This is a genomic window from Shewanella carassii (assembly GCF_019670705.1).
Classification (GTDB): domain Bacteria; phylum Pseudomonadota; class Gammaproteobacteria; order Enterobacterales; family Shewanellaceae; genus Shewanella; species Shewanella carassii.
Window position 1 is genome coordinate 4,161,073 of record NZ_AP024618.1, and the last position, 22,573, is coordinate 4,183,645.

Annotated in this window: 19 protein-coding genes; 7 read left to right on the plus strand and 12 right to left on the minus strand. The window is 51.8% G+C overall.

Translation table 11 applies throughout. The annotated features are described in order from the left end of the window. Window positions 1-35: 35 nt before the first annotated feature. Window positions 36-656 (minus strand): Spy/CpxP family protein refolding chaperone, encoded by a 621-nt coding sequence (locus K5621_RS18615; protein WP_229671975.1) that lies wholly within the window; start codon window positions 654-656, stop codon window positions 36-38. Window positions 657-864: 208 nt separating this feature from the next. Between K5621_RS18615 and K5621_RS18620 the strand changes: the two genes are divergently transcribed. Both K5621_RS18620 and K5621_RS18625 read left to right on the plus strand, forming a co-directional pair. Beyond that, the gene (locus tag K5621_RS18620; protein ID WP_221050008.1) at window positions 865-1,551 is read left to right on the plus strand and encodes a response regulator; all 687 of its coding nucleotides are present in this window, start codon (window positions 865-867) and stop codon (window positions 1,549-1,551) included. Then, window positions 1,551-2,918: an ATP-binding protein gene (locus K5621_RS18625; protein WP_221050009.1), complete on the plus strand. Its 1,368-nt coding sequence runs from the start codon at window positions 1,551-1,553 to the stop codon at window positions 2,916-2,918. Before K5621_RS18620 ends, K5621_RS18625 begins: the two co-directional genes overlap by 1 nt. On the opposite strand, the gene K5621_RS18630 is transcribed toward K5621_RS18625, so the two are convergent. Further along, window positions 2,896-3,579, minus strand: coding sequence for a TetR/AcrR family transcriptional regulator (locus K5621_RS18630; RefSeq protein ID WP_245003112.1), 684 nt, complete (start codon window positions 3,577-3,579; stop codon window positions 2,896-2,898). The genes K5621_RS18625 and K5621_RS18630 overlap by 23 nt on opposite strands. A 113-nt stretch (window positions 3,580-3,692) precedes the next feature. On the opposite strand from K5621_RS18630, the gene K5621_RS18635 reads away from it, so the two are divergent. Continuing rightward, window positions 3,693-4,547, plus strand: coding sequence for a LysR family transcriptional regulator (locus tag K5621_RS18635; RefSeq protein ID WP_221050010.1), 855 nt, complete (start codon window positions 3,693-3,695; stop codon window positions 4,545-4,547). 112 nt (window positions 4,548-4,659) lie between these two features. Here K5621_RS18635 and dddY read toward each other — a convergent pair whose 3' ends face one another. The 5 genes from dddY to K5621_RS18660 all read right to left on the minus strand — a co-directional run bounded on the left by dddY (window position 4,660) and on the right by K5621_RS18660 (window position 11,482). Further along, complete coding sequence (gene dddY, locus K5621_RS18640) at window positions 4,660-5,904, minus strand: dimethylsulfoniopropionate lyase DddY (protein WP_221050011.1); 1,245 nt, start codon at window positions 5,902-5,904, stop codon at window positions 4,660-4,662. 274 nt (window positions 5,905-6,178) lie between these two features. Continuing rightward, window positions 6,179-6,532: an acrylate reductase cytochrome subunit ArdB gene (gene ardB / locus K5621_RS18645; RefSeq protein ID WP_100143366.1), complete on the minus strand. Its 354-nt coding sequence runs from the start codon at window positions 6,530-6,532 to the stop codon at window positions 6,179-6,181. Window positions 6,533-6,558: 26 nt separating this feature from the next. Further along, window positions 6,559-8,079 carry an acrylate reductase flavoprotein subunit ArdA gene (ardA, locus tag K5621_RS18650; RefSeq protein WP_100143365.1) on the minus strand — a complete coding sequence of 507 codons (1,521 nt, stop codon included), beginning with the start codon at window positions 8,077-8,079 and terminating at the stop codon, window positions 6,559-6,561. A 414-nt stretch (window positions 8,080-8,493) separates the two neighbouring features. Then, complete coding sequence (gene acuI / locus K5621_RS18655) at window positions 8,494-9,477, minus strand: acrylyl-CoA reductase (NADPH) (protein WP_221050012.1); 984 nt, start codon at window positions 9,475-9,477, stop codon at window positions 8,494-8,496. A gap of 208 nt (window positions 9,478-9,685) precedes the next feature. After that, complete coding sequence (locus K5621_RS18660) at window positions 9,686-11,482, minus strand: sigma-54-dependent Fis family transcriptional regulator (RefSeq protein ID WP_221050013.1); 1,797 nt, start codon at window positions 11,480-11,482, stop codon at window positions 9,686-9,688. Window positions 11,483-11,729: 247 nt separating this feature from the next. On the opposite strand from K5621_RS18660, the gene exaC reads away from it, so the two are divergent. From exaC to K5621_RS18675, 3 genes are all read left to right on the plus strand, one after another. Next, window positions 11,730-13,250, plus strand: coding sequence for an acetaldehyde dehydrogenase ExaC (gene exaC / locus K5621_RS18665; protein WP_071476350.1), 1,521 nt, complete (start codon window positions 11,730-11,732; stop codon window positions 13,248-13,250). Window positions 13,251-13,446: 196 nt separating this feature from the next. After that, window positions 13,447-16,311, plus strand: a complete 2,865-nt coding sequence (locus K5621_RS18670) for a TonB-dependent receptor plug domain-containing protein (RefSeq protein WP_221050014.1) — start codon at window positions 13,447-13,449, stop codon at window positions 16,309-16,311. A gap of 130 nt (window positions 16,312-16,441) precedes the next feature. Further along, window positions 16,442-16,906: a tRNA (cytidine(34)-2'-O)-methyltransferase gene (locus K5621_RS18675; protein ID WP_221050015.1), complete on the plus strand. Its 465-nt coding sequence runs from the start codon at window positions 16,442-16,444 to the stop codon at window positions 16,904-16,906. 1 nt (window position 16,907) lies between these two features. Here the strand turns inward: K5621_RS18675 and K5621_RS18680 are convergent, their stop codons facing one another. Next, window positions 16,908-17,447, minus strand: coding sequence for a hypothetical protein (locus K5621_RS18680; RefSeq protein ID WP_221050016.1), 540 nt, complete (start codon window positions 17,445-17,447; stop codon window positions 16,908-16,910). Next, entirely contained in the window at window positions 17,404-17,961 is a 558-nt protein-coding gene (locus K5621_RS18685) for a hypothetical protein (protein WP_100143358.1), read from the minus strand. Before K5621_RS18685 ends, K5621_RS18680 begins: the two co-directional genes overlap by 44 nt. Before the next feature lie 276 nt (window positions 17,962-18,237). Here K5621_RS18685 and K5621_RS18690 point away from each other — a divergent pair, with 276 nt between their 5' ends. Continuing rightward, window positions 18,238-19,215, plus strand: a complete 978-nt coding sequence (locus K5621_RS18690; RefSeq protein ID WP_221050017.1) for a hypothetical protein — start codon at window positions 18,238-18,240, stop codon at window positions 19,213-19,215. 68 nt (window positions 19,216-19,283) lie between these two features. Here K5621_RS18690 and K5621_RS18695 read toward each other — a convergent pair whose 3' ends face one another. The 3 genes from K5621_RS18695 to K5621_RS18705 form a co-directional block, all read right to left on the minus strand. Continuing rightward, the gene (locus tag K5621_RS18695; protein ID WP_425332474.1) at window positions 19,284-20,657 is read right to left on the minus strand and encodes a M16 family metallopeptidase; all 1,374 of its coding nucleotides are present in this window, start codon (window positions 20,655-20,657) and stop codon (window positions 19,284-19,286) included. Window positions 20,658-20,713: 56 nt separating this feature from the next. Continuing rightward, window positions 20,714-22,042 carry a M16 family metallopeptidase gene (locus K5621_RS18700; protein WP_100143356.1) on the minus strand — a complete coding sequence of 443 codons (1,329 nt, stop codon included), beginning with the start codon at window positions 22,040-22,042 and terminating at the stop codon, window positions 20,714-20,716. Window positions 22,043-22,168: 126 nt separating this feature from the next. Beyond that, window positions 22,169-22,522: a hypothetical protein gene (locus K5621_RS18705; RefSeq protein ID WP_245003113.1), complete on the minus strand. Its 354-nt coding sequence runs from the start codon at window positions 22,520-22,522 to the stop codon at window positions 22,169-22,171. Between the last annotated feature and the right edge of the window lie 51 nt (window positions 22,523-22,573).

Below are 22,573 nucleotides of genomic sequence, written 5' to 3' on the forward strand. Positions count from 1 at the left end.
AGCGGTCGGGAGTCACTGAGCCCATAGTAGCAGATTTAATTTGCTGCTGGCCCGAAACAATCACCACAACGGTAAGGACCTTCTTTGAATTTCGCTTGCTGTTCAGGTGTCAGCAAATTATAAATTTGATTGTGTAACTTCATGCGTTCCAACATATGCTGTTCACGTACTTGTTGGCGCTGTTCAATCAATTTCTTGGCCTTGGCTTCATCGAAGCGAGCCTCTGTAACCAATGCATGCATTTCGGCGCGGCGAGCATCGCGAGTTGCGGCATCCGGACGAACCATGCTGCTTCTGTGCTGCTCCATCAAGGCATCAATCTTTGTCCACTGAGCCTCGGTCAGCCCCAGCCCCCTCAGACCGAACATACCGTAATAGCCCCCACGAGCACTAGCGTCACAACGATAGCCTCTATCACCATGCATACGATGGTAGCCATTGCCATCGCAACGATAGCCGCGATCGCCATTCATATGGTGATAACCACGAGCAGGACCATCACAACGATAGCCACGATCGCCATTCATATGGTGATAACCGGCATAATCACCGCGATGATAACAATCACCGTAACCATTGGCGGCCTGAGCGACACCTGTCATTAAAGCGGTTCCGGCAATCAGTGCCAACAAACTTGCTTTGATTGAAATATTCATAAGAGTATCCTCGTTTCGGATCGGGAAGAACTTGATGTAATACAGTCTAATCTTCCATGTGTAAGTGAGGGTTCATGCTGAGTAAAGCACTGTAAATATTGGTCATAAGTATTAAACATCCCAATCTTTACCCAGACTTACACAGCTAAACCGCAGTTGACCTAAAAGCGGGTATACTCGGCAGAGAGAAATTGTGTGAGGCGTATAAATGAGCCGGATTTTATTGATAGACGATGACCTGGGCCTGGCTGAACTCTTGGGACAATTGCTGGAGCTGGAAGGCTTTGAGCTGACACTGGCTCATGATGGCCAGAACGGTCTGGAACTGGCCGTTAGCCATGATTACGATTTGATCCTGTTGGATGTGATGCTGCCCAAGCTCAACGGCTTTGAAGTACTCAGAGAGTTACGTAATAAAAAGCAGACTCCGGTGCTGATGCTTACCGCCCGCGGTGATGAAATAGACAGAGTGATTGGCCTGGAGATAGGCGCAGATGACTATCTGCCCAAACCCTTCAACGACAGAGAGCTGGTCGCCAGGATCCGCGCCATCATACGCCGCGCCAATATCACCCCTCAGGATACTCCCCAGAGCGGCATTCAAACCATAGGCGACCTCAGCCTGGATCCTGCTCGCCAGGAGGCCTATTGCAACGAGCAGTTGCTGCTGCTGACCGGCACTGAATTCAGCCTACTCTACACCCTGGCCAATCAAGCCGGTGAGCTGATCAGCAAAGATGAGCTGAGCGAAACCGTGCTGGGCAAGAAGCTGATGCCCTTTGATCGCAGTCTGGATATGCACCTGTCCAATCTGCGCAAAAAATTGCCAGAGCGAAATGATGGCCGTCCCAGAGTCAAAACCATTCGCGGTAAAGGTTATATCTGGATCCCTTGATGAAATCATTCCTATTGCCTAACCGATTATTTATCAAACTCCTGCTTGGGTTCTGGCTCTGCAGCAGTTTGATCATTGTCGCCGTGGGCATGCTGCCACTGCTGCAGCAAAACCATGATAGAGCCCCCATGCCGCCCCATCTGCGGCAGGTGCTATCTGAGGTTGCCGATGAACTCAAACAACAGCCCAGCAAGCTAAACGGCCATTTTCTGCATCATTGGGAACGCAGACGCAGCATGGAAGGCAAGCCAATTCGCATCTACCTGGTCAATGATCAGGGACAGATAATCAACACCCGCAGAGTCTCTCGAGGAATGCGCCGTTTTATGTTGATGGCGGATGAGGCCACAACTCCCATTTCACACCAGTTTCGCGATGAACTGATCTTCGGCCCGTTCAACTTTGAAGTCGAAGGCAAGAACTACGGCCTCTATGGCCGTCTTCCGGATCATCACCCCATGCCTTGGTTCTTTTTCTTCATCGAACACAAGTTATTGACAGTATCGCTGGCTATTTTGCTGTCAGGGTTACTCTGCGGCTTACTGGCCTGGCACCTAGGCAAACCATTGCGTTCATTGAAACAGAGTGCCAATGCCCTGGCTCAGGGACAACTGAGCAATCGAGTCGATGACGCCACGGCTGGACGTCACGATGAGATGGGGGAACTGGCCCAGGCCTTCAACAGCATGGCAGCCGCCATCGAAACCATGGTCAACAACCAACAACGGCTGATAAGCGATATTTCTCATGAACTACGTACCCCGTTGACCAGGCTACAGCTGGCACTGGCACTGGCGCGCAAGAAGGGGATGGCCGGTGAAGAAGCCGAACGCATCGCTTATGAGGCCAACCAGCTGGAAAAAATGATTGCCGAGCTGCTGGAACTCTCCAGAGTGAAGCTAAAAACCAAAGACAACAAATTAACCGTTGGATTGGCTGAATCACTGAGCCAAGTCCTGGACGATGCCGAGTTTGAAGCCGAACAGCAGCACAAGGGGCTCAAGATTCAGATACCGGAAGAGTTGGAGTTACCCATCTATCCCAAACCCTTATCCAGAGCGATTGAAAACCTGTTGCGCAATGCCATTCGTTACTGCCAAACCCGGGTCAGCATCCAGGCAGAGCAAACTGACAAGTGTGTCGACATCACTATTGCCGATGATGGTCCCGGCATAGCCCCGGAAGAGTTGGAAGCCATTTTCAAACCCTTCTATCGACCCCATTCGGCCAGGGACAGAGAGAGTGGAGGCTGGGGACTGGGGCTGGCCATCGCCCATGCCGCAGTACAAGCCCACGGTGGCAATATCCTTGCAAGTAATCGCCCACAAGGGGGGCTGGAAGTCATTATCCGTTTACCACTCGACTGATATTGGTTGTAAAGCAATATTCCCCCTCAAGGCATGGTCGCTGCTTCAACCAGCAGGTAAACACTCGCTTGAATGGATGGCGCTTATCTGAGTGCCCCATCAAGTGAACCAGTGCATAGCTGAATTGATAATAGAGCTGAGGATCATCATGAGCCTTACAAGCATCATCGGTATTGATCATGGCACCGCGCAAATAACTCATCACCAACTCGACCCGATCAAACCCCGGCACATCACCGATTTCCGAAATAGTTTTGGCATTCCATTGCATGTATTCATCGAAGTGCTTTTCACACCTGTGACGATAAAATTCAGTTGCCGACAATAGTAAAGCTTGGTTAGGCATTATCCGCTCTATCACGAATTTTTTTGTCGATAAGACATCATAGAGCCGCTGACAATGATGAAATAAAAACCTTTCCAGAGGGTCTTTATATTGTATTTCATCCTGCTTTGCCTGTTGTAGCCAATACTCATATTCACTACTGGCAACGGCCACCATAAGATCGGCTTCCGTCATAAAATGATTATATACAGTACCTTTGGATATTTGACTGGCATCCACTAAATGCGAACGGCATAAACTGAAAGTCTTCTGTCCTTTTAAACAACGTTGCGCCACCTCAACCAGATATTTACCTCGGCGTTCCCACTTTCCCATATACTACTCCTGAGCAAAGTTTAACTCCCAACTTCACAATAAAATAGTAACAGGCTTTTTGTTAATCTGGCATTGAGTAATACTGATAGCATTATGAATCATCTCAATAGCCAATGTTAAAAATAGAATTGCTCGAGAGTTTTATTGCTGTGGCCGAATGTGGAAATATGTCTAAGGCCGCAGAAAAAGTTTGTCGCACCCCCTCGGCATTAAGTTTGCAAATCAAGAAGCTTGAAGAGAGTGTTGGCCAGCCTTTATTACTACGCGATAATCGTGGAGTAGTATTAACTGAATCAGGAAAGACTCTGCTCAACTACGCCTATAAGATGATCCAACTCAACACCCAAGCCCTTGATGAATTGAAAGATTGTCAAAATCGTGAAGTCATTCGCCTCGGGGTTCCCACTGATTACATTACCTATTACCTGGATAATGGACTGTTGGAATTTGTGCGTGAATTTACCTGTATTGAACTGGTGATAGACACGGATGTCAGCGGTAACTTGTATAAGCGGTTGCATCAGGGGGAGTTCGACCTGATAGTAGCGACCCATTGGCAACCGCCGGTTCAAGGTGAACTCCTGTTCGAACGCCGCTTCCAATGGGTGGCCGCCAAACATGGCAGTGCCCATAGGCGGGAGACGATACCCATGGCGCTTTACCCAGAGAACTGCCCAATACGCGCCCAGGTATTTGCCAACCATCAGCTGTCGATGCGCCCCATCAATGTACTGCTATCCACACCATCGCCTCAAGCCCTTTGCATGGCGGTTGAAAATGATTTGGCCATAGCCCCGATTGCCGAATTCAGGATCAATGACAGAATGCAAATTCTCGATCCCATAGCACACGATCTACCATCGTTGCCGGTATTCAATGAATCGCTTTATCTCAATCCAGACAGCCAGACGGAAGCCTGTGAGCAATTGATCACCTTGCTTAAGGCCAACCTCAAGGTATTGAATTAATTATTGAAAGTGACTACTGATTTAGACAAAAAATAAACCGCTGCTTCAATGGAAAATGTTGATGATAATCGAACCCGGCGAAGACCGGGTTCTCACTCTGCATTACCACCCACTACCACTTGAGTTTAGTGAGATCGCACTGAATGACTTCGCCTTTTTTGGCCGGCGTGCCCGGCTGTTTGGCCGATTCACAAAGCAAGGTTGTACCATAGTCATTGTGCTTATTGTGGGCATTACTTCTGGCCCATACCGAGACCAGAGCCCGCTCTTCCGGCTTGGCTTCGCAGCGCCCATCGACATCGAAGGCGTGAATCGTGTTCTGGTGAAAATACAACAGAGGATCGCGTTCGCTACTGCCGGAAAGCCACATGGCATCGACATTGGGTTGCCCGGCATCGAAACGAACCCGGCGCATCTTGGCATCCTCTTTTACGGTTTTCAACAGAGGGGAGTCCGCTTTAATCGCCAGGCTCTTGAACTGATTGGTGCAGGCTGGCAAGCGCATGTTGTAATACATCTCAGAAATAGCATGGTTGTGAAACGGGTAAAGAGTATCCACCGCCTGTACTGTCATGCCCACTTCGGCGCCGACTTTCTCACCATTGATGCTGTCAATTCTCAACAGGCCCCAATGACCTAAGATCTCTGCATAAGCATAACCACCACGAACACTAGTAAAGTTCTTGTCATTGCGCTGGCTTTCTTCGGCATACATGGGGAACCAGCCAGCAGCGGCCCACAAATTGGGCAAGGCGTTGGCGCTGATGTCATAGGGAAAAGTCGATGGCATCTTCACCTCATCCCCTGTGACCATTCTATAGAAATTATCGGTAAAACTTTTACCCTGTTTTTGCACCTGTTTGTTACTGACCTTCTGCTCGAAGAACTCACTGAAGCTCATGCGTTTTGCCCACTGGGCCACGGGGGATTTTTGCTCCAGCTCCCCACCCGGGCTGTAGATCCAATTAACGTCACGGCGAGCCCCGAAACAACGTTTGGCACTTTGGGGATTGTGTAATACCTGATAGATATTTTTCACCATCAGCTGCATATCGCGGCTATCCATTACGCAGAACTTTTGTCCGCCGGCACTGGTGTCGTAAATAGCCTCATCCGAATTCAGGCAATTTGCTTGTTCGCCATGAGTAAGCGCCTGGGCAAAACCATTTAAATAACGTAAGGTTTCATCCCAAAGAATATCGACATACTTTTGATCTTGCTTAGAATACTCTGGTGTTTCTCCTAAACAAACAAAAGTTGCATTTTCAATATCGGTCAACGCTAAAAAATCGGGAAGTTTTTCCGCCATTACTGTATTAGATAATAGCAGTGAAATAAATATCAGCTTTTTATTCATTACCCTACACCTAATTTCACACCCAAAGTAAGTAGAGTGAAAGCATATCTTTGGAACTTTTTCCAAAAATACTGTCAGAACACAATAGCCAAAAAAAGATAATAGAATGAAAAATCGCTGTAACACATCGAACAAAAAAAAGGCCCTTTTTATGATGAAAAGGGCCTGGTATTGAATTAAAACAGTCACTTGCAGGGAACTATTTTTTCATTCAATAAAACTCATAATTCGTACTGTCTGTGGAGGAAAATAAAACAGCATCAAATATTAGCTGTTACTCCTGATGTTTGTCGTATTTAAAGGTATGGCAACTGTTACACAAAGGCTTTTTCGGATGATGTTCACCATGACATTCAACACAGGGAAGGTCTTTTCCATAGTGCAAATTATCATGGGGATTTTGCCATCTGTCCTCGCCGCTACGGGCGGTTTCTTTCGCTAGCTCATCGACATCATGACATTGTAAACAAGTCTTATCAGATGGGTATTGATCTACCCCCTGGTCGTGACACACTTCACAATCGTTACCTATCACCGCCTTGTGATAATCGCGCTGTTGAACGGCATGAACCGATACCGAAGTTAATCCTGCCAGCAGCAGTGCCCACACTAAGTTTGCTTTCTTCATCATTTGTTCCTCTCTCACCGTCCAATTCAGGCCTGCATCATGCTACGTACCGCAGTCATCCCCATCACCATACATTCGGGAATAGAACAACTACCCAGACGGCTGACGCCATGAATGCCGCCACACACTTCACCCGCGGCATAGAGTCCGGGTATCGGCTTACCAGTGAGGCTATCTTTGACTTCAGCCTTGGTATTGACCTGTACCCCGCCCTGACAATAGTGAACTTTTGGCCATAAGCGCACCACAGTGAAAGGTGCTTCAATATACTTGTCTTTTGCCTTGGTCATGTTCTTGCCAAACTGCTTGTCTTCACCACTCTTGACATAGCCGTTGTACTCTTCGATTTGTGCCTTGAGCGGTTCCAATGGCACATCAAAATGCTTGGCCAGCGCCTCCAGCGAATCAAACTTCCAACCCACATTGTATTTCAGCACCTTGGCGGTATTGGGGTGCTGTTTGGAATCCTTATAACTGGTGATCAAGATAGGCGGCAGTGGCTCCCCCTTGGCGTCGCGGCAGGCCAACTCGGCATCGGCGCGGGTCTTGCGGTCGGCGATTTCATTCATAAAACGCTTACCCGTCATACGGTTAATCGCTATTGAATGAGGGAAGTTGAAGATAGAATAGTTGGAGACATAGCCAAAACCGCCCTCATCGGGAGAGGCCCAGGGCCCGGACTGAATATGCGCCAGATGCACAGGTACCGCGCCGAGACGGAACATCTCCAACATGCCTTCACCTGTGGCGCCGGGAGTGTTGGTACAACCCACCTCATGGGTCAGAGTGGGATCCTGCGCCATTCGCAGGCCGATATTCTGGGCAAAGCCACCGGTGGCCACCAAGACACCACGCTTAGACTTGATGTAAACCAGCTTGCCAGAGTCCTCTTCACCGAAGTAATACCCCTGACGCATCTTCACCCCTTCGACGCGACCATCCTTGCCGAGGACAAAGCCCTCAAACTTGGCACGATTATGGGTCTTGACCCCAAGCCGCTGACACTCTTGATACAGAGGCTGAGTAATGCCCGCGCCGCAACTGACCGTTGTCTGATACGTACGGGCAACCGAGTGTCCCCCCAATTGTTGCAGGTAAGGATGGTATTCGGCACCGGCATCCAACGTCATCTGCAAAGCTTCCACCGCATGAGAGGCCACATGACGCAGCAACTCTTCATCGGCGATCCCCCGGCCAGACTTCAACTGATCGGCAACCATCTGTTCTACTGAATCCTTGACACCTTCCTGTTGCTGCATCGGCGAGCCGGGCGCCGCAAACAAGCCGCCATTAATGGCCGAGTTGCCACCGAAATAGGGCATTTTCTCAAAGATATGCACATCTTTGGCGCCCTTGCGGGTCGCTTCAATCGCCGCAGCCAAACCGGCAAACCCCGAACCGATAATCAACACTTCGACTTCTTTATCCCAGTTCACATCCGCGGCTTTTTCCGAAACAGCCAACACGGGAGCGGCCACAGCAACACCGGCAGCAGCCCCGACGCCTTTGATAAAATTACGGCGTCCCAGCAGATCTACTTTGCTCATCTGTCATCACCTTTTTTGTTTCCATCGACAATGACATCTTAGGAATGGAATCAATTCCAAAACGGGAGTTAAGCGTCAGTTGCGTTTTAAACAAAACTCCAACATGCAAAAGTGACATCTGACCTGGATTTTGCCCCTAAAACTGAACGTGCGGCATTTTTTGGAACGGTTTCCAATGACAGCTTTAAATCAAAAAGCAATTGAATAATCTGGAGAATATGGCGGAACTTAAACGCCAATGTGCTATGAGCTGACTCCAGAGCTAAAATCAGTGTTCGAGTTGCTCAGGGCCAAACTCAATTCGAAAAATGTAAACAGGAAAGGATAAATAGGTTGGAACGTTGGGCCTGTAATGTCCCCAAAGGGCTTCTGGGGGCACATTCATGCCCCCTCATACTGCCATTTAGGCAAAGATCAGCAAACTTTAATCAGAGTGCGGCCGCTGATTTCACCTTTAACGATTTGCGCTGCGGCCTCGGGAACCTGCTCCAGCGTAATTTCATGGCAAGCCTCTTGATAGTAACTCTCAGGCAACAGAGCCACTACCTGCTCCCAGGCAGCGCGGCGCTTGGCGGCCGGGCACTGCACCGAGTCGATTCCCAGCAGACTGACCCCTCGAAGAATAAAGGGCATTACCGTGGTTGGCAGGGCAAAGCCCCCCGCCAGGCCACAAATCGCGGCGACCCCAGCATAATTCAGCTGTGACAAGGCGCTGGCCAGCACCTTATTCCCTACGGTATCCACTACGGCGGCCCAGCGCTGTTTATCCAGTGGTCTGGCATCCTGCTCAAGCTCGCTGCGCTCAATTACATCACTGGCACCTAACTGCTTAAGCCAGGTCGCGTTCTGCTCCAGGCGCCCTGTGCTGGCGACAACCTTAAAGCCGAGTTTGGCCAGCAGCGTTACGGCCACCGAGCCGACCCCACCACTGGCACCTGTTACCAGCACCTCACCATCTTCCGGTTTGATCCCCGCCTGTTGCAGCGCTTGTACACACAGCATGGCCGTGAGGCCGGCGGTACCTATCATCATCGCCTTGGCAGCGTTGCAGCCACTCGGCATAGGCACCAGCCAATCACCCTTGACTCTGGCACGCTCGGCCATGCCACCCCAATGGTTTTCACCAACGCCCCAGCCGGTGAGGATCACCTCATCGCCTGGCTGATAGTCAGGATGGGCCGACTCTCGCACCACACCGGCAAAGTCGATACCCGGCACCATGGGAAACTGACGAATAATCTTGCCAAGCCCTGTCACCGCCAGGCCGTCTTTGTAATTCAGCGAGCTGTAGGCAACGTCGACCAGGACATCCCCCTCGGGCAGATCGCCGTCTTGCAACTGAGTGACTTGGGCCAGGGTCTGTTTATCGTTTTGGGTCAATACCAGTGCCTTGAACATGATTACCGCTCCTGCTGTTAAAAATACAAATTCAAGACTAGTGGAAAAAACCGCAACGGAACACAGGATCATTGACAGAGTGTCGAGGCGTGCAACTCATCGACCATTTCGCGGCCTGGTTCACATTCGATAATCTCAATCTGTTGCATCGTCCTCAATAATGGCCTGTGCCCAGGCAAGTCCATTAACAAAATATAAACAGGTTAAATCACTTCAACGCCAATGCCTTAAGCTTACGATATAAGGTATTGCGACTAATCCCCAAACGGCGTGCCGCTTCACTGACATTACCATTGCAGGCCAGCCAGGTGTCGCGAATTTGCGTCTGCATTTGACTGTGCAGATTGTTGCCCGGCGCGGGTGCCAAGCCGGCCATCGCCTCTTCTGCAGTCCCCAAGGTCTGCTGGAGACTCTCAGGCAGCGTTTGCCAGTTGAGTTCAGGGAACTCTTCGGCCATCAAACAAGCTACCTGCATCAGGTTATCCAGCTCCCGTAGGTTTCCCGGCCAATGATATTGCAGTAATCGCTGCTCCAGCACAGGACACAGGCTCTGGGGCCGAACTCGATAGCGCTGGTGCAATTTGTGGATCAGACGCCGCAGGTCGCTTCGCTGGCGCAATGCAGGCAGTGTGACCTGCAAACCATTGAGCCGGTAATAGAGATCGGCGCGAAAGGCCCCCTGCTGCACCAATGCTGGTAAGTCCATATGAGTGGCGGCAATCACCTGAATGTCGACGCTGTGTGCCTGATTACTGCCAATGGGCACCACCTCGCGCTCCTGCAACACCCTCAGCAAACGGCTCTGGGCCGCCAGGGGCATCTCGCCGATTTCATCCAGAAACAGGGATCCCTGGTGCGCCTGACGTATTTTGCCGACATATCCCTGCCTGGAAGCTCCGGTAAAGGCACCCGCCTGATAACCAAACAGCTCTGATTCCACCAGCTCCGCCGGGATCGCGGCACAGTTAACCGCCACAAAAGGCTGCTGATGCCTGGAACTTTGCACATGCAGCTGTTTGACAAACTGCTCCTTGCCCACTCCGGTTTCCCCGAGGATCAGCAAAGGGATATTTCGTGCCAACACCTTACGCGCCTGCTGCCAGGCTTGCTCCAACCTGGGTTCTTTAAAAGCAGCGTTGCTTTCTCGGTTCTCCCGGTTCAGGTTCGCACCAACCACAGGCTTGGTATGTTGAGGCAACTCCAACGCCTGGGTTCTGAACACCAATCCCTGCTGCAAGCGGCCACTGCCCCGACTCAATATCTGAGGGGACAAGGCCTGATGAATTTGGCCCAGGTTGATGCCTTTGAGTAGTTGCCTTGCCATAGGGTTGGCGCCCAGCACCCGCCCACCAAGGTCGAGCACCAATACGCCTTGCCAACCAGAATGCAACAGGGCCTGCTGCGGCGCCAGATCCAATCGAACAGCAGCGCCGGGGAGTCGGCACAATAAGGCCAGCTCCAACTGCTGCGCCAAACTGGACACCAAAATGGCTGTCTTTGGGGTATGGATTTGCTGCTCACTGGTGATATCCAAGGCTCCCAGCAACTCACCGTCCGGGGAAAACAGCGGGCTGGCGGTGCAACTCATAAATCTGTGACTCTTGATAAAGTGCTGCTCACCGATAACCGAAACACACTGGCGTTCGCTGAGTGCCGCGGCTATGGCATTGGTTCCCTTGTATTGCTCCAGCCAGTTGACCCCGGTATCCAAGGCAATATTGACAAGCTTTTGTGAGTAGCGCCTCACGCCCCAGTGATGCAGCACAAAACCTTGAGGATCCGAGAGGATGAGCCGGCTCTGGGTTCGCCCCATAAGTTGATTGAACAGTGGCAATGCACTGTGCTCCACGGCTTGCAGCAGCCGGCCATGGCGCTGGCGCCGCTCATCAAGGGCTGCAGTATTGAGCCTGAGTTCATCGGGTATGGCGGCGGGATTGAGCCCGGCCCCCTGGCAACGTTGCCAGGAAGCCGATAACCAGGATTGGGAATGGGTCTTGAGTGTCATAGCCCTGCTCCATTCTGGTACACCTGTGTGTACCTTTTTGCCACAGTTTGCGCGATAGACAACTCGAGTACCCGGCACCACGCCAAGATACAGCAATCGCAAATTTAGTTTTTCATCATACTGTTAGCACAATAAATGAACAAGCAGGCTAACACTGGCCCGGCCTTTGCGTTTACCTGAGCCAAGGCCGCTGTGGCCGAACAGATAAATACAAGAAAAACCTTTCAACAAGACGAGGAAACTCACCATGATTTATGCCCAACCCGGCACTCAGGGTGCCCTGCTGCAGTTCAAGGACAAGTACGACAATTTTATTGGTGGAAAGTGGCTCGCGCCGGTTGGCGGACAATACTTTGATAACCGTACCCCGGTCACCGGCGAAGTCTTCTGTCAGGCCGCCCGCTCTGATGCCCGGGATATCGAGCTGGCGTTGGATGCGGCCCATGCCGCCAAAGAGAGCTGGGGTAAGACTTCAGTCACCGAACGGGCCAATCTGTTACTGCGCATTGCCGATCGAGTAGAGCAGAGGTTGGAGATGCTGGCAGTGGCCGAAACCTGGGAAAACGGTAAGGCGGTCAGGGAAACCCTCAATGCCGATTTACCCCTGTTGGTGGACCACTTTCGTTACTTTGCCGGCTGTATTCGCGCGCAGGAAGGCAGTGCTGCCGATATTGATGCCACCACGGTCAGCTATCACTTTCCCGAACCTTTGGGCGTGGTTGGGCAGATCATTCCCTGGAACTTTCCACTCTTGATGGCGGCCTGGAAGATAGCCCCGGCACTGGCGGCCGGCAACTGTATCGTACTCAAGCCGGCAGAGCAGACACCGGTTTCCATCATGGTACTGCTGGAGCAGATTCAGGATTTGCTGCCTGCCGGGGTGCTTAATGTCGTCAACGGCTTTGGCGCCGAGGCGGGTCAAGCGTTGGCCACCAGCAAACGCATCGCCAAGTTGGCTTTCACGGGGTCAACCGAAGTGGGTTATCACATACTCAAGTGCGCCGCTGAGTCACTGATCCCCTCGACCGTTGAGCTGGGTGGAAAATCCCCCAACATCTATTTCGCCGATGTCCTGGAACAGGAAGACGACTATCTGGATAAGGCGGTCGAAGGCATGTTGCTGGCCTTTTTCAACCAGGGTGAAGTCTGCACCTGTCCCAGCCGGGTACTGATCCAGGAGTCCATCTACGACAAGTTTATCGAGCGGGTCATCGCCAGAGCCCAGAGTATCAAACAGGGCGATCCGCTGGATACCGACACTCAGGTCGGCGCTCAAGCGTCACAGGAGCAATTTGATAAAATACTCAGCTATCTGGAAATTGGCCGCAATGAAGGCGCCAAGGTACTGCTTGGCGGTCAGGCCAACAGCCTGCCTGGCTCCCAGAGTCAGGGCTATTATGTTACCCCGACAATACTCAGCGGCCATAACCGGATGCGGGTATTTCAGGAGGAGATCTTTGGCCCTGTCGTTGCTGTAACCACCTTCAAAGATGAAGCAGAAGCACTCAGCATTGCCAACGACACTCAGTATGGTTTGGGTGCCGGCGTCTGGACCCGGGATATGAATCGGGCACAGCGGATGGGGCGGGGGATCCAGGCAGGACGAGTCTGGATCAACTGCTATCATGCCTATCCGGCACATGCCGCTTTCGGAGGATACAAAAAGTCAGGTATCGGCCGGGAGACCCACAAAATGATGCTGTCTCACTACCAAAATACCAAGAATCTGCTGGTGAGTTACTCCACCAGTCCCTTGGGTTTCTTTTAAATCAAACACAGTAAAAACAAGCCCGGCTTCTGTTGGGCTTGCCACCATATAAAGTCAGCGCATTCAATTAACACCCACTAATACAAGACACACCATAAAATCAACTATTGAAAGAGTTTTTTACAAACATTAGTATTGATTAGCTACAACGAGAAACATAAATAACAAGATAGAAACAAATTCATAGGGAGTTGGTATGTTAAAAGAGAAATTGTTAGCGAACGCCATTCGCTTTTCACTTTTTGCAGCAACGGGTTTTGCTTCTCTGGCAGTGGCCTCTCCGGCCATGGCGGAGGAACAAAATGAGCAGCAGATTGAAAAAATCCAGGTAACAGGTTCACGCATTATGCGTGAGGGCGCTATTGCCCCCAGCCCGGTTACCGTTATTTCGGGCGAGTCTCTGATTAAAACCGGGGCCGTCAACATAGGTGAAGCACTCAACGAACTGCCAGCTCTGGCAAACACTTACTCACTGGCCAACTCGGGAAGCTCTATCGGTACTGCCGGTCTGAACTTGTTGGACCTGCGTGGCATGGGCGCAGCCAGGACTCTGGTACTGGTCGATGGCAAGCGTCATGTGGCCAGTAGCCCAGGTACATCCTCTGTCGACGTGAACACCATTCCAACCGAGTGGGTCGATAGTGTTGAAATCATCACGGGGGGTGCCTCGGCCATTTATGGTGCCGATGCGGTTACCGGTGTTGTTAACTTCAAGATGAAGAAGAAGATTGAAGGCTTCTCTGCCTCTGCCGCCGCCGGTATTGCCGATGACAGCGACTACAATAACCAGCGCTTCAGTCTGGCCTATGGTTCCAACTTTGATAATGATCGCGGTAACGCGGCTATCTCGGTCGAATACTCACAGCAAGATCGCCTCGGAATGCTGGAACGTGACCAAACAGCGGTTTCTTGGAGCGAGCTCAATAATACTATCGATGACAGCACTGTTAAGCAGCTGCTGCCAAATGCCGGTTACTGGGGGATCAATAATGCCGGTGTTGTTGGCTTCTATGGCGGCACACCGGGTTATTATAGCTTCAACCCGGACGGTACTCCGAAAACTATTGGTCTAGGTGAAATCACGGACGGTATAAAATGTGCCGGTGAGGGCTGTGACTATATCAACCTGCGTCAGTGGGAAGAACTGCAGCCAGAGTTTGATCGTACCACCATCAACTTTAAGACTAACTATGACTTTACCGATAACCTGAACGGTTATTTTGAAGCCAAGTGGAGCCGAACCAATGCCACCACTTCAGGGCAGCCGGCGTTCTTCTTCTTCAATGATGATTATACGACAGTAACCCGTGATAACCCCTACGTTTCCGATGAACTGGGCGCTTTGATGGATCAGGTCGGCTCAGACTCTGTGGTAGTCAACCGCTTTATGTCGGATCTGGGTCCCCGCACCGAAGATGATGAGCGTACCACCCAAAGGTATGTGCTCGGTCTAAATGGTATAGTGCTGGAAGATTGGGAGATGGAAGCCTACGCCATCTATGGTCAGACAGAGCAGACCCGTACCAATTACAACAACTTGATCTATAAAAATTTCCAGCAGTCAGTCGATGCTATTCGCGATCCGGTCAGCGGCGAAATTGTCTGTCGTGACACAGATGCCCAGGCCGCAGGTTGTGTGCCCGTCAATCTGTTTGGTGACGGAGCGGTAACCCGCGAAGCTGCCGACTGGTTCAGTACTACCACTACAGGTAAATTCAAAATCGAGCAGTATGTAATCGGCGGCTCTATGTCCAACTCTGCCCTGTTTGAGCTGCCTGCCGGTATGGTAGGTTTCGCTTCCGGTATCGAATACCGCAAGGAAAAGAGTCAGAACAACGAAGACCCGTTTGCCGCCACCGGTGCCACCTTCTTCAACGCCCTGCAGAGTGAAGGCGGTGATTTCGATGTCAAAGAAATCTATGCCGAGATATCTGTACCACTGCTGGAAGACCTGCCTGGTATCCAGAACCTGACTCTGGATGGCGCGGTCCGCTACGCCGACTACTCCACTATTGGCGATGCCACCAGCTGGAAGTTGGGGCTGGACTGGACCATCATAGATTCGCTGCGTTTACGATCGACTCTGTCTACCGCTCTGCGCGCCCCTAACATCAGCGAATACTATGGTGCCCAAGGTCAGAACTTCTTCAATGTTGATGACACCTGTAAAACTAGCGAACTGGCCAAGGTAACTCCAGAGCAGCGAGCGATTCGTGCTGCCAACTGCGCCGCACTCGGGGTACCAACTGATTTCGATTCCAGCTATGACAGCGCCACCCTCGAAGGGGTTTCCGGTGGTAATGACCAGTTGGAGCCTGAAGAGTCTGACAGCTACACAGTCGGTCTGGTTTATCAGCCTTCATTCGTTGAAGGTCTGGTGATGACGGTGGATTACTGGAACATTGAAATCACAGATGCTATCGCCAATATCGCTGCTCAGGATATTATCGATCGCTGTATCGACTCCCCCACAGGGATCAACAACCAATACTGTGATTTGCTCACCCGTGACGCGACCTCACACGAGATCACTAACATCACTCAGATTGTGCAGAATATAGCCAAGCAGGAAGCCTCAGGGGTCGACTTCGAAATCGGTTATGATTTCCCGCTATTTGGCGGCGACCTGCGCACCAACCTACTGGGTACCTATCTGATCGAGCGCAACGAATATCCCTTCCAGGATGATTCCTCCGATTATGAAGAGTATGCCGGCACAATAGGTGAAGCACAGTGGCAAGGTCAGTTGGTACTGAACTACAGTTATGATGCTTGGAACCTGAACTGGAAGACACGCTATCTGGACTCGGTAGATCTGTATACACCACAGTTCCGCGCCAACTATGACGTGCCTTACTCCAATGTCATGAGCTATGGTTCATACAGTGTTACCGACCTGTATGCCACCTATACCATGGACAATGGTCTGGAGTTCGGTCTCGGGATAGACAACGCATTCGACCGTGATCTGCCAGGCAGCACTACTGGTACAGGTGCAGGCAGTGCCAGCTATGACAACATAGGCCGCTTCTATTACCTGACTGTCAAATACGAGATGTAAGCATCTCTCATCCGAAAAAGCCCCTTAAGGGGCTTTTTTACTTTCTAGCGACTTTGCATTCTCACTGAGAGGGGAACACTCCGTTGCGGAATGGTATAATGTCCCAATCTGCATGCAATAAGGTCAACCCGTGTTCCACATCGCCCTCTATGAACCCGAAATCGCCCCCAATACCGGCAACATTATCCGTCTCTGCGCCAACAACGGCTGCGAGCTACACCTGATAGAACCTTTGGGTTTTGATCTGGAAGAGAAAAAACTGCGCCGGGCCGGGCTGGATTATGGCGATCTGACCCGAGTAAACCGTTACCCGGATTTTCCGCATTTTCTCGCGGCCATGGCAGGCAAACGCATTTTGGCTTGCACCACCAAGGGCAGCCGACCACATTCTGAACTCGAGTATCGGCAAGGGGATGTGCTCTTGTTTGGCCCCGAGACTCGCGGCCTGCCTCAGGAAATATTGCAGAGCATTGCTGCAGAGCACAGATTGAGGATCCCTATGGTGCCCTCTAGCCGCAGCCTGAATCTTTCCAATGCAGTGGCTATCATCAGCTATGAAGCATGGCGTCAACAGGGTTTCAGCGGCGCCATATAAATCAGCGAGGTTGCAGTGAGATGGCTCTGTAGGTTCGATAGCTATCCGAGTCCTCATCCAGATAATGCAAATTCTGGCGCCAGAGCCAGCCGTCATTGTCGGCTTCGAATAGCAGTTGGATCAGCGCCGGACGTCCACCGGACTGCCCTTCTCCCAGCAGGGAAAATCCGCCGCCCTGATGGTAAAGGGTGAAGGATTGAAAGCGTTCTTCGGTCACACCGTCAAAGTACCAGAGCCCCACGCTGGGGTCTTGGTCTCTGAACCACCAGGTTTCACTTAGGGGATGGCGTGCCCCTTCACTGACGCTGAGTAACAACTGACGCTTGTCTTTACTGCAGATGGCATCCAGGCTGAGTTGCTTAGGTGTTTGTCCGCTTTGGGCGCCATCCCCCTGCCAATGGCCATTGAGCGCTTCACAGAATTGGCTAAAGGAGGCCTTGCCGGCCCAGGCGGGTTGCCAGGCCAGAGCCAGGGAAATAATAAACAGGCGTAGAAAGTCAAAAGAGTTCGATATGGTTGCTGTTGTGCTTGAGATGTTCATCTTGATACTGGCTCAAAGCCTCGTGTAGTGGCATTCCCTGCAGCACAAGATCAAACATTTTGCGTTCACAGTCCAGCGAGTATGTCGACTTAATCGTACGCTGTAACATTTTCCAGGCATGTTCCGAGGTGCGGCCATGCTCATCACGCAAAACTTCTTCAGTCAGCGCCAGCCCGGTCACCACATGGTTGAGCCTTTGTGACAGACGATCATAGAACTGAAAAGCTATGATGCCTTCATTAACCTTACCGGCCAGATGGCGGCCATGATCGCGGATCTCGGCCGGAGTATTCTCCTGAGTTTCCAACCAAGCATTCACCTCACGCAATTGCTCCGCCATGTCGGTAAACAGGCTCCCTAGACCGGTAACATTGTGTTCACCGTCAGTCAGGGTCAACTCTATCTGGGCTATCGACAACAACAGGAGTTTTACCGTTTCCGAGATATGCAGCCATTGGGCCGAATCGAGTGAATCCAGAGTCGTGGGCGTTTCGAGCGGCTTGTTATCTGTCATGGGGATCTCTGTGGCTGAGTGGCAGGCATAAAGAAGTTTAGGACATAAAACGCCTTTTGCCTCTTACCTGGCGCGGTCGGCAAACGGCAACCCGGTATCGTGACTATGTGTTAGTGCCCGGGAGCTTTTTAACTCCGCCAAATCCCACAGTCGAACCGCGCCTGGATCAGAACAAAGTTTCCCGATAAACAAGCCGATAAATTTCTGTTTTCGTAGCAGATCTATTGCACAGTTTCTGCGACAATCAATGCCAATGCTGTTATTGCCGGAGCTCTCATGCACAGACTCAAGAGCCGTATCATCAGAGAGTGGGATTTCAACCACAAAGGCTGGTTGCTGGAGGCCGCACGCTTCCTGGCACCGCAGCTATTGGCGCTGACGCTGTGGGACGAGTCAGAGCGTAAGCCGCTGCTGGCCATTTGGCCTACCGAGGCGGACTCCCCCAGCTTGCTGCTGGATCTCACTCAATTTAAGGGGCATCCCCAGGTCTGCCTCTGGCGTCAACAACTCACCTTGGTGGATGAAACCGGGCTCTGGATCTGGCAGTCGCTGGCAGAAGATCAGGCGCAGCACTATCCCTTTGCCAATCCGGATGTGCTTTCCATGACTGTGGAACAGCAACACTTCCACTTTCTGCCATTGCAGCTTTGCCCGCTGGATGACAATCAACTGCTGCTACGAATGAGTTCCCCCAATACCCGTAAGGGCCGAGCCATTTCCTGGTTATTTATCAAGGATGATCAGTGTCACCTGGTCAACAGATACAAGGAGCCGGACGAACCTGAGCTCACCGCCTTAAAGCCAGGCAGCCCACACTGGCTTGAAGCGATCCAGGTCTGTGACAGGCAGATTTTCTGCCTCTGTCAGGGGCAGTCTGCAGCGGACAGTCAAGAGACGATATTGGCAGAGTACAGATATGGCCTGCCGGACAGCCTCTTTGGCAAGCTTTCCAAAATGCTCGGCAGTGGTCAGGAAAAAGATCTGCTGTTGCAATCGTCTCGCCTTCTGGCGCCTGGCAGCGCCCGTTTCAGCCATTGTGGGCCACAGCTGTGGTTAAGAACCAAGGGCAACAATCGCTTCGAGTGTCATCCACTGGCCGAGGATCAAAGCGCCTTTGAACTGGCACTAACCCAGGTTCAAAGTCTCGGTGACATCAAACCGGCCAAGGCTCAGGTCAGCTTTATGGATGACAGGCTGTTTGTCGTTCACGACAAACGCAGGCTGAACTTGTGTGAGGTTCAAGCCCCAAAGTAAAAGCGCGGATGCAGAATGATGTAAAAAGCCACCTCAATTGAGGTGGCTTTATGATCCAGTTGGTCGGGTTAACCGCCGAAACCGACATCCTTGATATCGACCCGGGTCACCTCGCCATACTTGGCCGCTATCGGGGCTATCTTGTCGCCGCTGCCAATCAGCACCATCTGCAACTTATCCTTGGGGAAGTAGCTATCGACCAACTGCTTGGTCTGCGCCAGAGTCAGTCCATCCACCCGTTGCTGGAATTGATTGATATAGGACTCATCAAAACCGTACAAGTACATGTCTGACAGCAGACCGGCCAACTGGCCACTGGTTTCAAACTTGGGCGGGAACTGGCCTTTGACGTAGGCCTTGGCCGAATCCAGAGTCTGCTGATCTATCCCTTTCTGCCACAGGCGACTGTAGGTCTTGAGTGCCAAGTCAATGGCTTCCTCTGTAGTAGCCGACTTGGTGAAAGTACTGATCATAAACACCCCTGAGTCACGATAGGGAACGAAACCCGAGCGCGCGCCATAGGTCAAACCGGCATTCACCCTCAGCTCATCGTTGAGCCAGGAGGTAAAACGGCCACCGAGTATGGTGTTGACCACAGTCAGGCCCACATAGTCAGGGTTATCCTGAGTCACACCCAGGCCACCTATGGTGAAGGTGGTCTCTATCGCGTCCGACTTATTCACCAGCAAGACTCGGCTGGCAGACAGAGTCGGCAGCCCTTGCTTGAGGTCAACGGCACGCAGCGATTCACTGTTGCTCCATTGACCGAATGCCGCCTGCAGCTTGGCCTTCATCTGCGCCGGGTCGAAATCGCCCACCACGCTGATAGCGGTATTGGCCGGTTGATAGTAGCCCTTGTGGAAGGCTCTCAGCTGGTTGACCGTCAACTGGGACACAGACTCGCTGGTTCCCGAAGTGGCATTGCCATAAGGATGCTGACCAAAGACTAACTTGTTGAAGTAGCGCCCAATCACGGACTTGGGACTCTCTTTCTCCTGCGCCAGCTCGGCGACTCTGCGGCTCTTGAGTTTATCAAACTCGGTGGCATCAAAGTCGGGAAGGGTCAGCACATCGGCAAACAATCCCAGCATGGTATCGACATCTTTGGCCATAAAATCGGCACTGAGGTAACTGCCCTCACGGCCGGCATCGGCATTCAGACTGGCACCGAGAAAGTCCACCTCCTGCTCTATGCTGGCCTTGGTGCGACCGGCGGCGCCAAGCAACAAGCCCTGAGCCGTCACCTCTGCCACACCTGCTGTGGTGTCATTGACGCTGCCGACTTTCACCACGGCGTTCAGGGTGATCAGCGGTACCTCTTTCTGCGGCATCAGCATCAGCGTCAGGCCATTATCCAGAGTGACTCTTTCATAAGTTGGCAGTACAAAGTGGCCGGTATCCTGGCTCACCTTCACCTGGGTAGACTGACAACCTGAAACCATCAAGGCTGCGGCAATGGCCACTGCGCCCAGAGAGGCCTTGAGAGAAAAAACCTTGCTCATTGATCCGCCTCCTCTTGTGCAGCCAGTACCCCCACAGTGCGGTTGGCACGGCGCAGGTATGTTTCTGCCACCCTTTGAATGTCGGCCACTGTGACCTGGTTATAGGCATCCGGTGCCTGGAACAGCTTGTCGAAGCTACCGAAATAAAGTTCGTAGGTGCCCAGGGTATTGGCCTTGCCATTGATGGTTTCCATACTACGATAGAAATCCATCAGCTTGATATTTTTGGCTTTTGCCAACTCTTCAGCCTTAACGCCGTCACGGGCAATACGGTTGACCTCTTCGATCAATGCCTGCTCCAGAGTGGTGGCGCTGACGCCTGGGGCCGCCACCCCAAGGATGTACAACAGGTTGGGGTCAAAAGACATGGGCATATAAGTCTCGGCGGCAATCGCCAACTGCTTGTCCACCAAAGCCTTGTAGAGGCGCGAGCTATTACCTTCACTCAGAATCGAGGTCAGCAGATCCAGCGCGTAATAGTCTTTATTGGTGGTGGCCGGTACGTGATAGGCCAGCATGATATTGGGCGTGCTGACAGACTCTTTCTTGACGAAGACCCGTCGTTCCCCTTTTTGCAGCGGCTCGACTGTCTTCACCGCCTTGGGTGGCTCTTGCGCCGGGATAGGGCCAAAGTAACGCTGGGCCAGACGCTTGACCTCGGCCAGCTTAACGTCACCGGCAATCACCACAACCGCATTGTTGGGGGCATAGTAGGTCTTGTGATACTGCACCAGATCTTCCAAGGTCCAGGCTGCAATATCAGATTCATGGCCAATCACAGACCAGCTATAGGGATGCGCCCTGAAGGCCACACCTTTTACCTCTTCCTGCAGGGTACGCCAGTTGGAGTTTTCCAGCCCTGTGGTACGCTCGGAGGCAACTACGCCGCGCTCACTCTCTACCATCTCGGCATTGATATCCAGCGCCGCAATCCGATCGGCTTCCAGATCAAAAATGGTTTCCAGAGCATTGGAAGGGAACCAGTCGGTATAAACGGTCACGTTTTCAGTAGTGTAGGCGTTGTTGGCGCCACCGGCCGCTTCCATGGTGCGGTCAAACATCTTGGGGCCGTATTTCTTGGAGCCATTGAACATCATATGCTCGAAGAAGTGGGAGATCCCTGTGATCCCGGGCACCTCGTTGCGTGAACCCACCTTCCAAAACAGATACATGTTGGCATTGGGAATGGATGAATCCTCCAATACCATGATTTTCATGCCGTTATTCAGGGTAAAACTCTGAATATCTTCGGCCGTGGTCGCCTGCGTTGTCGCCGCCCCAAGAAGGCTGGCTGACATCAGCAGGGCGGTCAGCGTACGCTTCATTGGGTCGCTCCTTGGCTGATTGCTGATTTCAAAAGATCCAATATCGGGTAAAAAAGCACTGCAAATCAAGTAACAAGTGTCACTGACTTAGCATATTTTGTAAGTAAAGGTGTGAACGGCTTTCACTTAGGGCTCTATCTGTTTTTGTTTCAGCTTCTTCATCTTAGGCGGTTCAATTTGACGTTCTTTGGCCGCCGCCTCTTTGGCTTCCTGCAGGTATTTCTGTTCCCGCTGCGCCCTCTCATCAAACTGTTGACTGGCCTTCAGCCTCTGCTCCTCCTGCCAATCACCGGATTGCTGGCGCTTGAGCACCTTTTGCTCCCGCTCGGCAGTTTCCTTGGCGGCGGCTCTGGCCTTTTCCAACTGTTCCTGTTCCAGGCGCCGGGCATCTTCACTGGCCTTTTCACTCAGCTGCGTCAAATCGGTGGCCGTCGTACCAAAGGCAAACCCCATTCCCAATAACAGCAGTAACCTCTTCATAAAATCCCTCAACTTAGAGAGTACAAAAATCCATCTTTCTAGGACTATCAC